A 12,757-nucleotide genomic window follows, 5' to 3' on the forward strand; every position below is an offset into this window, starting at 1 on the left:
TGGGACATGACATCCATCGCAACCCTCTCATTGAGAAGGTCTCGATGAGAGGGAAGGTATGGTCTCAATGAGATGGTGTCAAGGTGAGTGGGAGGCGGAGGATGGCGGAGTACAGCCCGGCGAGATACGTCGTGCTCGGACTGATCGCCCGGCACGGGGCGATGACGCCGTACGAGCTCAAGTCCCGTGTGGAGGACGACATCCAGCCGTTCTGGCCGATCCTGCATGCGCAGCTGTACCGCATCCCGGCGGAGCTGGCGGGGGCCGGTCTGCTGCGTGAGGAGACCGAGACGGCGGGCCGCCGCCGGCGGATCTTCCACCTCACGGCCGAGGGCCGCGCCGCCCTGGAACGCTGGCTGGCCGACCCCGACACCCCCGAGGCGGAGACCCGCGATCCGGCCCAGCTGAAACTGTTCTTCGCCGATCTCGGCGCCGCCGCGGACATCGTCGCGCTGGCCACCCGGCAGGCCGAACGGCACCGCGGATGGCTCGCCCACTACGAGTCGCTGCGCGCGGCCCTCGATCCGGCCGAGGACTCCCGGCAGCGCTCCCGGGCCCGGTTGCTGCGCCTCGGGGTGCTGCACGAGCGCGCCCACGCGGAGTTCTGGGAGTCGGTGGCCGCCGACCCGGACCGGCTGGACGACTGAGGAGGACGACGGCGCCGAACGCGCAACCGCCGCTCCCGGGCGGCCGGATGGGCAATCGCCGCTATCGGACCGGACGCGCCACCGCCGCTACCGGACCGGCCGTGCCACCGCCGCGTCCCGCGTCAGCCACGCGTTCGCCGCCTCGACGCGGCTGCCGACCCGCAGCTTCGCGTAGACGTGCTCCAGGTGCTTGTCGACCGTGCGCGGACTGATCGCCAGCCGGTGTGCGATCTGCTGGTTCGTCAGGCCGCGGGCCAGCAGGGTGAGTACGGCGGACTCCCGGTGGGTGACCGGCGGCGGGGCGGGCAGTGCCGGGGCGAGCCGGGTGAGGACCCGGGTGAGCCGGCTGCGGAGCAGCGCGGCGGTGGCCACGTCGTCGTCGGAGAAGTCGCTGCCGTCCCGGCTGACCGCCACGCACACCTTGCGCGGCGGCTCGTCGGCGCGGCCGGCCGGGAACGACATCGCCAGCTGGTGTTCGGCGCCGAGCGGCCGGTAGACGTCCGGGTAGGCGGCCAGCGCGTGGAACTCGCGGCGGGTCTGCAGCGTCGAGCGGCGCATCGGGGTGCCGGGGCCGACGGTGGTGTGCAGGACGAGGGGGTCGGAGGCCGCCTCGCGGTCGAAGGCGTCGCGGACGTCCTGGCTCAGCAGGCCGGTGGGGACGGTGAACGGGTGCTCCGTATTCCCGGCGTGCGGCGACCAGACGATGCTGTCGCCGGGGACCGCCCCGAGCAGCAGCGGGAGCAGCACCGGAACGAGGGTTTCCTCGTCGACGGCATCGATGACGGCATCCATCAGGAGGTCCACCACGGCGAGGATCCGCCGCAGGCCGACCTCCGCGGCCGGGGTCATGTACCCAGCCTGCCGAGGGGGCCGGGGCCCGTCAAGGCAGGTCCGCCCGGCCCCCGGGTGCCACCCGGCCGGCCGGGGGAAGACCGGCCGGGCGCGTCAGGCGCGGTTAACGCCCGACGGCATAGACGCGGTTGACCGGGCTCTCGGCGGCGAGCCGCCAGTGGTGGAGCCCGGCGTCGTCGGCGATCTTGCGCATCGCCTCCTCACCCGCGTGGTTCCCCAGTGCCTGCGGTCCGTGCTGGGCCAGCGCGGACGGCAGGCAGACGGCGACCGAGGCGGCGGTCAGCGCCCGGCCGACGGGGTTGGTGTTCTCCTGGGCGTGGCCCGACGCGTTCGGCTCGACGATCATGCAGGTGCCGCCGTCGGCCAGCGCGTGCTCGGCGTGCCGCAGCGCGCCGCCCGGGTCGCCGATGTCGTGCAGGCAGTCGAAGAACGTGATCAGGTCGAAGCCCTCGCCCGGGAAGTCCTGTGCGGTGGCGACGTCGAAGCTGACCCGGTCGGCCAGTCCCCGCTCGGCCGCGATGCCGCGGGCGGCCTCGACGGACGGGCGGTGGAAGTCGAAGCCCCGGAAGTACGACCGGGGGAAGGCCCGGGCCATCAGCGTCGTGGAGTAGCCGTAGCCGCATCCGACGTCGGCGACCCGCGCCCCGCGCTCCAGCTTCTCCACCACACCGTCCAGCGCGGTCAGCCACTCCGGTACCAGCGCGGCCGTGTAGCCGGGGCGGAAGAACTTCGCGGTGCCGGCGAACAGCGCCGGTCCGTGCTCCTCCCAGCCGACCCCCTCGCCGGTGCGGAAGGCGTCCATCAGGCTGTCCTCGGTGGCGTACACGGCCTGCAGCATGGTGAAGAACCCGGCGGCGTAGGTGCTCCGGTCCGGGTCCGCCAGTACGGCGGCGTGCTCGTCGGGCAGCCGGTAGGTGTCGGTCCCCGGGGCGTACGTCACGTACTCGCCGGCCACCTGGGCGTCGAGCCATTCGCGGACGTAGCGCTCGACCAGGCCGGTGCGGGCGGCGAGCCGGGCGGAGGTGAGCGGACCGGCGCCGGCCATGGCCGTGTACAGGCCCAGCCGGTCGCCGAGCGAGGTGCACAGCCCCGCCACCGCGGCCCCGCCGTCGGTGATCACCTTCTCCAGGAACCGCTGCACCCGCTCCTGGTCCACGGCGCCGGAGGGGGCGCCGGCGGAGGTCGAAGTCGCCACGTCCCGCACCTCCCGTCGCCTCCGTACGGCCACCAGATCGTCTTCCACTCCACCAGCCCCGCCGCTCCGCGCGCCATACGGGATTCGCCGTATACGGCGGGCCCCGGGCGCCCGCCGACACTGGAAGGGAGGAGGTGCGCCATGCGCAAGAAGATCGACTGCCGTGACTACCCGAGCGAGATGAACTGCTCCCTCGTGATCTCCGGCGAGGAGGAGGAAGTGGTGCGCGCGGCCACCGAGCACGCCATCTCCGTCCACGGCCACACCGACAGCCCCGAGCTGCGGGACCAGATCCGGGAATCCCTGAAGAACGAGATGCCCCAGCCCGCCTGAGCCCGCGGCGCCCATCCGGCCGCCGGGGGAAAGTCGAGGTTCTCAGCCGCCCCGCAGGACGGGGCGGCGGCCGTACGTGCGGCGGCGGCCGTACGTACGTACGGCAGGAGGCGAGCGCGGTGTGACTCAGCGCCTCACGGGGCGAGGACGCAGAACTCGTGGCCCTCCGGGTCGGTCAGGCACGTCCACGGGACGTCGCCCTGGCCGAGGTCGAGGTCCGTGGCGCCGAGGGCCCGCAGCCGAGCCACCTCCGCCGCTTTGTCGTCACCCGGGTACGGCAGGAGGTCGAGATGGACGCGGTCCGGCACGTTCTGCACGCCGGGCGTGCGGAGGAACTCCAGATACGGGCCGACACTCTTGGCGGAGCGCAGCACCGCACGCTCGTCGGTCACCTCGTGCAGGGTCCAGTCCATCGCCTCACCCCAGAACCGGGCCATCGCCCGCGGATCCGCGCAGTCGACCACCACCGCGGCGATCGGCCCGGTGTCCCGGTAGACCTCCCGGGGCTCCAGCACGCAGAACTCGTTGCCCTCGGGGTCGGCGAGGACCGTCCACGGCACGTCGCCCTGCCCCACGTCGGCGGGCGTCGCACCGAGAGCCTTCAGGCGCGCGACCAACTCCGCCTGATGGGCCGCGGAGGTGGTGGCGAGGTCGAGGTGCACACGGTTCTTCGTGGCCGTCTTGGGCTCCGGGACGGGGACGACGTCGATGCCGAGGCCGACCGGCTCCGGCCAGACGAGCCCGCCGCCAGGTCCGGCGTAGGTGGTCACCCCGGGGCTGTAGGCACGCCAGCCGAGCGCCTCCGCCCAGAACCGGCCGACCGCCGAGTGATCAAGAGCCTTGATGTTCACCTGGACGGGTCGCAGTGCCATGCCGGCGATCCTATGTGCCCGCTTGCCACGGCATCCGCAGGAGGCCGGAATGCACGCAGACCGGAAGGCAGGTGGAGGGACCCGCGTTGCATAAAACTGTTGCAGTCCGTATAGTCATGCCATCGACGAGGAGGGTCCATGACGGTACGAGCGGCAGTGGCCGGTGCGAGCGGATACGCGGGCGGTGAAGTCCTGCGCCTGCTGCTCGCCCACCCGGACGTGGAGATCGGCGCGCTGACGGCCAACTCCAACGCCGGGCAGCGCCTGGGCGCACTCCAGCCCCACCTGTTCCCGCTGGCCGACCGGGTCCTCGCGGAGACCACCCCGGAGGTCCTCGCCGGCCACAACGTGGTCTTCCTGGCGCTGCCGCACGGCCAGTCCGCGGCCGTCGCCGAGCAGCTCGGCCCGGACGTCCTCGTCGTCGACATGGGCGCCGACTTCCGGCTCGCGGACGCCGGCGACTGGCAGAAGTTCTACGGCAGCGAGCACGCCGGGACCTGGCCCTACGGGCTCCCCGAACTGCCGGGTGCCCGCGCGGCGTTGGAGGGGTCCAAGCGCATCGCGGTGCCCGGTTGCTACCCGACGGCCGTCTCGCTGGCCCTCTTCCCGGCGTACGCCGCGGGGCTCGCCGAGAACGAGGCCGTGATCGTCGCCGCCTCCGGCACCTCCGGCGCCGGCAAGGCCCCCAAGCCGCACCTGCTGGGCTCGGAGGTCATGGGCTCCATGTCCCCGTACGGTGTCGGCGGCGGGCACCGGCACACCCCCGAGATGATCCAGAACCTCAGCGCGGTCGCGGGGGAGCGGGTCTCGGTCTCCTTCACGCCCACGCTCGCGCCCATGCCGCGCGGCATCCTCGCCACGTGCAGCGCCAAGGCGAAGCCCGGCGTCACCGCCGAGACCGTCCGTGCCGCGTACGAGAAGGCGCTCGCGGACGAGCCCTTCGTCCACCTGCTGCCCGAGGGCCGGTGGCCGGCCACGGCCGCCGTCCACGGTTCCAACGCCGTACAGCTCCAGGTCGCGCACGACGAGGCCGCCGGCCGCATCATCGTGATCAGCGCCCTCGACAACCTCACCAAGGGCACCGCCGGCGGTGCCGTCCAGTCCATGAACATCGCCCTCGGTCTCGACGAGACGACGGGGCTCTCGACGATCGGAGTCGCGCCGTGAGTGTGACGGCAGCCAAGGGATTCACGGCGGCGGGTATCGCCGCCGGGATCAAGGACAGCGGGAACCCGGACCTGGCCCTCGTGGTCAACAACGGGCCCCGCCAGGCCGCCGCGGGCGTCTTCACCTCCAACCGCGTCAAGGCCGCCCCCGTCCTGTGGTCCGAGCAGGTCCTCAAGGGCGGCACGGTCTCCGCCGTCGTCCTCAACTCCGGCGGCGCCAACGCCTGTACGGGCCCCAAGGGCTTCCAGGACACCCACGCCACCGCCGAGAAGGTCGCCGAGGTCCTCGACCTGAACGCGGGCGAGGTGGCCGTCGCGTCCACCGGGCTGATCGGCGTCCTGCTCCCCATGGACAAGCTGCTCCCGGGCATCGGGACCGCCGCCGCGCAGCTCTCCGAGCACGGCGGTGAGAAGGCCGCCATCGCCATCAAGACCACCGACACCGTCCACAAGACCGCCGTCCACGAGGGCGACGGCTGGACCGTCGGCGGTATGGCCAAGGGCGCCGGCATGCTCGCGCCCGGCCTCGCCACCATGCTCGTCGTGCTCACCACGGACGCCGACCTCGACGGCGACGTCCTGGACCGGGCCCTGCGGGACGCCACCAAGGTCACCTTCGACCGGGTCGACTCCGACGGCTGCATGTCCACCAACGACACCGTGCTGCTGCTCGCCTCCGGTGCCTCCCGGGTCACGCCCGGGTACGCGGAGTTCGCCGAGGCGGTACGGGCCGTCTGCGACGACCTGGGCCAGCAGCTCATCCGGGACGCCGAGGGCGCCAGCAAGGACATCAAGGTCGAGGTGATCAACGCGGCGAGCGAGGCGGACGCCGTCGAGGTCGGCCGCTCCATCGCCCGCAACAACCTCCTCAAGTGCGCCATCCACGGCGAGGACCCGAACTGGGGCCGGGTGCTCTCCGCCATCGGCACCACCACCGCGGCCTTCGAGCCGGACCAGCTGAACGTCGCCATCAACGGCGTCTGGGTCTGCAAGAACGGTTCGGTGGGGGAGGACCGCGACCAGGTCGACATGCGCTACCGGGAGGTGCGGATCACCGCCGACCTCGCCGCCGGCACCGAGTCCGCGGTCATCTGGACCAACGACCTCACCGCCGACTACGTCCACGAGAACAGCGCGTACTCCTCATGACCACCACCCGCAAGCACACCGCGCTGCCCAAGGCCCGCACGCTCATCGAGGCGCTGCCCTGGCTGACCCGCCACCACGGCAAGACCGTCGTCATCAAGTTCGGCGGCAACGCCATGGTCGACGAGGAGCTCAAGCGCGCCTTCGCCCAGGACGTGGTCTTCCTCCGGCACGCCGGACTGCGCCCCGTCGTCGTGCACGGCGGCGGCCCGCAGATCAGCGCCCATCTGGACCTGCTGGGCCTGCCGTCGGAGTTCAAGGGCGGCCTGCGGGTCACCACGCCCGAGGCGATGAACGTGGTCCGGATGGTGCTGGCCGGCCAGGTCCAGCGCGAGCTCGTCGGGCTGCTCAACGAGCACGGCCCGCTCGCCGTCGGCATGACCGGCGAGGACGCCCATCTGATGACCGCCACCAAGCACTACGCCGACATCGACGGCGAGCGGGTGGACATCGGCCGGGTCGGCGAGATCACCGCCATCGACCCCGGCGCGGTCCAGGCGCTGCTGGACGACGGCCGGATCCCGGTCATCTCCTCCATCGCCCGCAGCAACGACGAGGACGACGTGCAGTCCGGCGCCTCGGGTGTCTTCAACGTCAACGCCGACACCGCGGCCGCCGCCCTGGCCGCCGCCCTCGGCGCCGAGACGCTGATGGTCCTCACCGACGTCGAGGGCCTCTACGAGGACTGGCCGCACAGCGACGAGGTGATCTCCCGCCTCACCGCCGGCCAACTGGAGAAGCTGCTGCCCGACCTGGCCAGCGGCATGGTCCCGAAGATGCAGGGCTGCCTGCACGCCGTGCGCAACGGCGTGCACACCGCCCGGGTCATCGACGGGCGGGTCCAGCACTCGATCCTGCTGGAGATCTTCACCGACGAAGGGATCGGCACGATGGTCGTGCCGGACGCGGAAACCGAGGGGGAGTCATGAGCCAGGAGGCACACGATCAGGGGCCGGCGACCAACGAGGGCCTCACCCGGCGCTGGCAGGGCGCCATGATGGACAACTTCGGCACCCCGCGCGTCCCCCTCGTCCGCGGCGAGGGCGTCAAGGTGTGGGACGCCGACGGCAAGGAATACCTCGACTTTCTCGGCGGAATCGCGGTCAACGCCCTCGGGCACGCCCACCCCGCCGTGGTCCGCGCGGTCTCCGACCAGGTCGCCACCCTCGGCCACGTCTCGAACTTCTTCGTCGCCGAGCCCACCGTGGCACTCGCCGAGCGGCTGCTCGCGCTGGCCGGCGGACGCCCCGGCCGGGTCTACTTCTCCAACTCCGGCGCCGAGGCCAACGAGGCCGCCTTCAAGATCGGCCGGCTGACCGGGCGCACCCACATGGTCGCCACCGAGGGCGGCTTCCACGGCCGCACCATGGGCGCCCTCGCGCTCACCGGCCAGCCCGCCAAGCAGGCCCCGTTCGCCCCGCTCCCCGGAGACGTCACCCACGTCCCGTACGGGGACGTGGAGGCGCTCCGGGCCGCCGTCACCACCGACACCGCCCTCGTCGTCCTGGAGCCGATCCAGGGCGAGAACGGCGTGGTCGTGCCGCCGCCCGGCTACCTCCGCGCCGCCCGGGAGATCACCGCCGCCACCGGCACCCTGCTGGTCCTGGACGAGATCCAGACCGGCATCGGCCGGACCGGCCACTGGCTGGAATCCCAGGCGCAGGGCGTCGAGGCGGACGTCATCACCCTCGCCAAGGGCCTCGGCGGCGGCCTGCCGATCGGCGCCACGCTCGCCTTCGGCCCCGCCGCCGCCCTGCTCACCCCCGGGTCGCACGGCTCGACCTTCAGCGGCAACCCGGTCGTCTGCGCCGGTGCCCTCGCCGTTCTCGACACCATCGAGGCGGACGGCGTGCTCGCGAACGTCAAGCGTGTCGGCGAGCGGCTGCGGGACGGGATCGAGGCGCTGGGCGACCCAATGGTCGGCCAGGTCCGCGGTGCGGGCCTGCTCCTCGGTATCGTCTTGACGGAGCCGCTCGCGCCACGTGTGCAGCAGGCGGCTCAGGACGCGGGTCTCCTGGTGAACGCGGTCGCGCCGGACGTCGTCCGGCTCGCCCCGCCGCTGATCGTCTCCGACGACGAGGCGGACACGTTCCTGCGGAGGCTCCCCGCCGTCCTCAACACGGTCCGCCAAGGGGCCGACGGGGAACAACGATCCGGAGACTGACGAAACCGATGAGCGAGCCGCAGGACAACGAGGTGCACAACGGCCAGGCCGTACCGCAGACCCGCACCGCCCGCCACCGCCGGATCGTGGACATCCTCAACCGGCTGCCGGTCCGCTCCCAGAGCCAGCTCGCGAAGCTGCTCGCCGACGACGGCCTGTCCGTCACCCAGGCGACGCTCTCCCGCGACCTGGACGAACTGGGCGCGGTGAAGATCCGCAACACCGGTGGCGAGCTGATCTACGCGGTGCCCAGCGAGGGCGGCGACCGCAAGCCGCGCGCCCCGCTGGGCGAGTCCGCCAAGGAGGAGCGGATGCGCCGCCTCTCCGGCGAACTCCTGATCTCCGCCGAGGCGTCCGCCAACCTCGTCGTCCTGCGCACCCCGCCCGGCGCCGCCCAGTTCCTGGCCTCCGCCATCGACCAGGCGGAGCTGCACGACATCCTCGGCACCATCGCCGGCGACGACACCCTGATGCTCATCAGCCGCGACCCGCTCGGCGGCCAGGCCCTCGCCGACCACCTGCTCCGCCTGGCCCAGAAGGCCCGCTGACCCCCTGCACCGCCGTCCCGACCGGACCACGGGACGGCTGGGCGCGGGTCAGCGCTTCCCGCCCGCCGGCCCACGGGGGACCGGCGTGCCGTCGTAGCGGCCCGCGCGGACGGTGGCCGATCCCGCGCCGCCGCCAGGGATCCCGCCGAGTCCGGGACCGGAGCGTGTCCCGCCCCGCGCGCAGGAATGCCGAAGGCCCCGCCGCACCGAAGTGCGGCGGGGCCTCCAAGCGGGCCATGGGCCCTTTGCACCGTCGGGACGACAGGATTTGAACCTGCGACCCCTTGACCCCCAGTCAAGTGCGCTACCAAGCTGCGCCACGTCCCGGTGCTGCGGCCGGCCGGAGGAGATCCGGCCGGGGCGTGCAGAAGAAAAATACCCTGTCCCGGGCCGCGAATCCAAAGCGGGGTCCCCGACGGGCGCTTCCCGGTCTCGCGGCGGGGCGGTGGCTTCCGTGTTTCGATGGGGATATGGCTGAAATGTCCGACGGTGCGGGGATCCGGGTGCGGCGGGTGTACGAGCCGGCCGAGAAGGCGGACGGGGCGCGGGTGCTGGTGGACCGGCTGTGGCCGCGCGGGCTGTCCAAGGAGGGCGCCCGGCTGACGGAGTGGTGCAAGGAGGTGGCGCCCTCCTCGGAGCTGCGGCGCTGGTACGGGCACGAGGAGGAGCGGTTCGAGCGGTTCGCCGAGCGGTACCGCGCGGAGCTGGCGCAGGAGGAGGCGGCCGGGGAGGCGCTGGAGCGGCTGCGGGGGCTCGCCGACGAGGGGCCGCTGACGCTGCTGACGGCGACGAAAGAGGTGCCGCTCAGTCATGTCGCCGTGCTGGTCGAGGTGCTGGAGAAGGGGCTCTGAAGGGACCGATGTGCGGTCGATGCGTCCGACCTGTCGCTGACCTGACGGCGCTGACCTGGGCATTTTCCCGGTCCATTGACGAAACATACGGTGGAGTGCATACTTATGCCTATCGAGGAATGCACGTAAGGAGAGACCCGTGACCGAGCGCGTCGTACTCGCCTACTCGGGCGGCCTGGACACCTCCGTCTGCATCGGCTGGATCGCCGAGGAGACGGGCGCCGAGGTCATCGCCGTCGCCGTGGACGTCGGTCAGGGCGGCGAGGACCTGGACGTCATCCGCAAGCGGGCGCTCTCCTGCGGCGCGGTCGAGGCCGAGATCGCGGACGCCAGGGACGAATTCGCCGACGAGTACTGCCTCCCGGCGATCAAGGCCAACGCGCTGTACATGGACCGGTACCCGCTGGTCTCGGCGCTCTCCCGGCCGGCGATCGTCAAGCACCTGGTGGCCGCCGCCAAGAAGCACGGCGCCACCACCGTCGCCCACGGCTGCACCGGCAAGGGCAACGACCAGGTCCGCTTCGAGACCGGCATCTCCTCCCTCGCCCCCGACCTGAAGTGCATCGCCCCGGTCCGTGACTACGCCATGACCCGGGACAGGGCGATCGCCTTCTGCGAGGAGAAGAACCTCCCGATCGCCACCACCAAGAAGTCGCCGTACTCCATCGACCAGAACGTCTTCGGGCGGGCCGTGGAGACCGGCTTCCTGGAGGACATCTGGAACGCGCCCATCGAGGACGTCTACGAGTACACCCAGAACCCCGCCACCCCGCGCGAGGCGGACGAGGTCGTCATCACCTTCCACGAGGGCGTGCCGGTCGCCCTCGACGGCAGGCCCGTCACCGTCCTGCAGGCCGTCCAGGAGCTCAACAAGCGGGCCGGCGCCCAGGGCATCGGCCGGATCGACCTGGTCGAGGACCGCCTCGTCGGCATCAAGTCCCGCGAGGTGTACGAGGCGCCCGGCGCGATCGCGCTGATCACCGCCCACCAGGAGCTGGAGAACGTCACCGTCGAGCGCGAACTCGCCCGCTACAAGCGCCAGGTCGAGCAGCGCTGGGGCGAGCTGGTCTACGACGGCCTGTGGTTCTCACCGCTCAAGCGGGCGCTGGACGGCTTCATCGACGAGGCCAACCAGCACGTGTCCGGTGAGATCCGGATGACGCTGCACGGCGGCCGCGCCGTGGTCACCGGCCGGAGGTCCGACCGGTCGCTGTACGACTTCAACCTGGCGACGTACGACACCGGCGACACCTTCGACCAGTCGCTCTCGAAGGGCTTCATCGAGATCTTCGGCATGTCGAGCAAGATCGCGGCACAACGTCAACTGCGGGCCTAGCCCGACGCGACCCGGCCGGGCCCGGCTCGTTGGCCCGGCGACAGTTCGTACCACGGCCGCCTCCCCGCCCAGCGGTGGGGAGGCGGCCGCACATCCCATCCCTTGCGAGGAGCAGAGTTGAGCAGCAACAGCGGTGACGTCCGGCTCTGGGGCGGCCGGTTCGCCGACGGTCCCGCCGAGGCCCTGGCCCAGCTGTCGGCGTCCGTCCACTTCGACTGGCGCCTCGCGCCGTACGACATCGCCGGGTCGAGGGCGCACGCCCGGGTCCTGCACCAGGCCGGGCTGCTCAGCGAGGACGAGCTGGCGCGCATGCTCGCCGGGCTCGACCGGCTGGAGGCGGACGTCGCCGACGGCTCGTTCACCGGCACCGTCGCCGACGAGGACGTGCACAGCGCCCTGGAGCGCGGGCTGCTGGAGCGGCTCGGCCCGGACCTGGGCGGCAAGCTGCGGGCCGGCCGGTCCCGCAACGACCAGGTCGCCACCCTCTTCCGGATGTACCTGCGCGACCACGCCCGGATCATCGGCGGCCTGATCGCCGACCTCCAGGAGGCGCTGATCGGCCTGGCCGAGGCCCACCCGGACGTGGCGATGCCGGGCCGTACGCATCTGCAGCACGCCCAGCCGGTGCTGTTCGCGCACCACGTACTGGCGCACGTGCAGTCGCTGTCCCGGGACGCCGAGCGGCTGCGGCAGTGGGACGAGCGGACCGCCGTCTCGCCGTACGGCTCGGGCGCGCTGGCCGGCTCGTCCCTCGGACTCGACCCCGAGGCCGTGGCCCGCGACCTCGGCTTCGAGCACGGCAGCGCCGGCAACTCCATCGACGGCACCGCCTCCCGCGACTTCGTCGCCGAATTCGCCTTCATCACCGCGATGATCGGGGTGAACCTCTCCCGGATCGCGGAAGAGATCATCATCTGGAACACGAAGGAGTTCTCCTTCGTCACCCTCCACGACGCCTTCTCCACCGGCTCGTCGATCATGCCGCAGAAGAAGAACCCGGACATCGCGGAGCTGGCCCGCGGCAAGTCGGGCCGCCTCATCGGCAACCTGACCGGCCTGATGGCGACGCTCAAGGCGCTGCCGCTCGCGTACAACCGCGACCTCCAGGAGGACAAGGAGCCGGTCTTCGACTCCTGCGACCAACTGGAGGTGCTGCTCCCGGCGTTCACCGGCATGATGGCCACCCTGACCGTCCACCGCGAGCGGATGGAGGAGCTGGCACCGGCCGGGTTCTCGCTCGCCACCGACATCGCCGAGTGGCTGGTCAAGCAGGGCGTGCCGTTCCGGGTGGCGCACGAGGTCGCCGGCAGTTGCGTCAAGGAGTGCGAGGCGCACGGCATCGAGCTGGACGAGCTCACCGACGAGCAGTTCGCCAAGATCTCGCCGCATCTGACCCCCGAGGTCCGCGAGGTGCTCAACGTGCCCGGCGCGCTCGCCGCGCGCAGCGGCCGCGGCGGCACCGCGCCCTCGGCGGTGGCGGTCCAGCTCGCGGAGATGCGCGCCGACCTGGTGCGGCAGCAGGAGTGGGCGGCGGCCAAGCAGCCGCGGTAGGCGACGACGGACCCGTACTGGCGGCCCGTATCCGGAACAGACCCCGGATACGGGCCGTCGGCATGAGAGAAGGAACGTCTCGTGTGAGACATGAAT

General features: G+C 72.1%; 13 protein-coding genes and 1 tRNA gene. 10 read left to right on the forward strand and 4 right to left on the reverse strand.

Annotated elements, in window-relative coordinates; all coding sequences use genetic code 11:
• The first annotated feature begins 101 nt into the window (after positions 1-101).
• A complete protein-coding gene (locus ACZ7MX_RS09350; protein WP_472130864.1) occupies positions 102-647 on the forward strand; it encodes a PadR family transcriptional regulator in 546 nt (181 codons plus the stop codon).
• A gap of 87 nt (positions 648-734) precedes the next feature.
• Here the strand turns inward: ACZ7MX_RS09350 and ACZ7MX_RS09355 are convergent, their stop codons facing one another.
• Positions 735-1,496, reverse strand: a complete 762-nt coding sequence (locus tag ACZ7MX_RS09355; protein ID WP_472130866.1) for a helix-turn-helix transcriptional regulator — start codon at positions 1,494-1,496, stop codon at positions 735-737.
• Positions 1,497-1,602: 106 nt separating this feature from the next.
• Positions 1,603-2,694, reverse strand: coding sequence for a class I SAM-dependent methyltransferase (locus tag ACZ7MX_RS09360; RefSeq protein ID WP_472130867.1), 1,092 nt, complete (start codon positions 2,692-2,694; stop codon positions 1,603-1,605).
• A gap of 141 nt (positions 2,695-2,835) precedes the next feature.
• Here ACZ7MX_RS09360 and ACZ7MX_RS09365 point away from each other — a divergent pair, with 141 nt between their 5' ends.
• A complete protein-coding gene (locus ACZ7MX_RS09365; protein WP_030808766.1) occupies positions 2,836-3,027 on the forward strand; it encodes a DUF1059 domain-containing protein in 192 nt (63 codons plus the stop codon).
• A 134-nt stretch (positions 3,028-3,161) separates the two neighbouring features.
• Here the strand turns inward: ACZ7MX_RS09365 and ACZ7MX_RS09370 are convergent, their stop codons facing one another.
• Positions 3,162-3,899 carry a VOC family protein gene (locus ACZ7MX_RS09370; protein WP_472130869.1) on the reverse strand — a complete coding sequence of 246 codons (738 nt, stop codon included), beginning with the start codon at positions 3,897-3,899 and terminating at the stop codon, positions 3,162-3,164.
• Between the two features lie 138 nt (positions 3,900-4,037).
• Between ACZ7MX_RS09370 and argC the strand changes: the two genes are divergently transcribed.
• From argC to ACZ7MX_RS09395, 5 genes are read left to right on the forward strand one after another with little or no spacing between them, the layout of a single operon-like run.
• Positions 4,038-5,066, forward strand: coding sequence for an N-acetyl-gamma-glutamyl-phosphate reductase (gene argC / locus ACZ7MX_RS09375; protein WP_472130871.1), 1,029 nt, complete (start codon positions 4,038-4,040; stop codon positions 5,064-5,066).
• A complete protein-coding gene (argJ, locus tag ACZ7MX_RS09380) occupies positions 5,063-6,214 on the forward strand; it encodes a bifunctional glutamate N-acetyltransferase/amino-acid acetyltransferase ArgJ (RefSeq protein WP_472130873.1) in 1,152 nt (383 codons plus the stop codon). Before argC ends, argJ begins: the two co-directional genes overlap by 4 nt.
• Entirely contained in the window at positions 6,211-7,140 is a 930-nt protein-coding gene (gene argB, locus ACZ7MX_RS09385; protein ID WP_472130875.1) for an acetylglutamate kinase, read from the forward strand. The genes argJ and argB overlap by 4 nt, the downstream gene beginning before the upstream one ends.
• Positions 7,137-8,375, forward strand: coding sequence for an acetylornithine transaminase (locus ACZ7MX_RS09390; protein ID WP_472130877.1), 1,239 nt, complete (start codon positions 7,137-7,139; stop codon positions 8,373-8,375). The genes argB and ACZ7MX_RS09390 overlap by 4 nt, the downstream gene beginning before the upstream one ends.
• 8 nt (positions 8,376-8,383) lie before the next feature.
• Entirely contained in the window at positions 8,384-8,923 is a 540-nt protein-coding gene (locus ACZ7MX_RS09395) for an arginine repressor (protein WP_030413081.1), read from the forward strand.
• A gap of 253 nt (positions 8,924-9,176) precedes the next feature.
• On the opposite strand, the gene ACZ7MX_RS09400 is transcribed toward ACZ7MX_RS09395, so the two are convergent.
• Positions 9,177-9,250: transfer RNA gene (locus tag ACZ7MX_RS09400), tRNA-Pro, on the reverse strand.
• A 152-nt stretch (positions 9,251-9,402) separates the two neighbouring features.
• On the opposite strand from ACZ7MX_RS09400, the gene ACZ7MX_RS09405 reads away from it, so the two are divergent.
• The 3 genes from ACZ7MX_RS09405 to argH all read left to right on the forward strand — a co-directional run bounded on the left by ACZ7MX_RS09405 (position 9,403) and on the right by argH (position 12,661).
• Positions 9,403-9,774: a DUF488 domain-containing protein gene (locus tag ACZ7MX_RS09405; RefSeq protein WP_472131361.1), complete on the forward strand. Its 372-nt coding sequence runs from the start codon at positions 9,403-9,405 to the stop codon at positions 9,772-9,774.
• A 139-nt stretch (positions 9,775-9,913) separates the two neighbouring features.
• A complete protein-coding gene (locus ACZ7MX_RS09410; protein ID WP_472130879.1) occupies positions 9,914-11,110 on the forward strand; it encodes an argininosuccinate synthase in 1,197 nt (398 codons plus the stop codon).
• 117 nt (positions 11,111-11,227) lie between these two features.
• A complete protein-coding gene (gene argH / locus ACZ7MX_RS09415; RefSeq protein ID WP_472130881.1) occupies positions 11,228-12,661 on the forward strand; it encodes an argininosuccinate lyase in 1,434 nt (477 codons plus the stop codon).
• Positions 12,662-12,757 lie beyond the last annotated feature (96 nt).

The sequence above is a fragment of the Streptomyces sp. NPDC107765 genome (genome assembly GCF_055657085.1).

Coding starts and splice junctions, on each gene's coding strand:
- ACZ7MX_RS09370 (WP_472130869.1), bottom strand. CDS start 3,899: ATGGCACTGCGACCCGTCCAGGTGAACATCAAGGCTCTTGATCACTCG.
- ACZ7MX_RS09365 (WP_030808766.1), top strand. CDS start 2,836: ATGCGCAAGAAGATCGACTGCCGTGACTACCCGAGCGAGATGAACTGC.
- argC (WP_472130871.1), top strand. CDS start 4,038: ATGACGGTACGAGCGGCAGTGGCCGGTGCGAGCGGATACGCGGGCGGT.
- ACZ7MX_RS09350 (WP_472130864.1), top strand. CDS start 102: ATGGCGGAGTACAGCCCGGCGAGATACGTCGTGCTCGGACTGATCGCC.
- ACZ7MX_RS09355 (WP_472130866.1), bottom strand. CDS start 1,496: ATGACCCCGGCCGCGGAGGTCGGCCTGCGGCGGATCCTCGCCGTGGTG.
- ACZ7MX_RS09395 (WP_030413081.1), top strand. CDS start 8,384: ATGAGCGAGCCGCAGGACAACGAGGTGCACAACGGCCAGGCCGTACCG.
- ACZ7MX_RS09405 (WP_472131361.1), top strand. CDS start 9,403: ATGTCCGACGGTGCGGGGATCCGGGTGCGGCGGGTGTACGAGCCGGCC.
- argB (WP_472130875.1), top strand. CDS start 6,211: ATGACCACCACCCGCAAGCACACCGCGCTGCCCAAGGCCCGCACGCTC.
- ACZ7MX_RS09390 (WP_472130877.1), top strand. CDS start 7,137: ATGAGCCAGGAGGCACACGATCAGGGGCCGGCGACCAACGAGGGCCTC.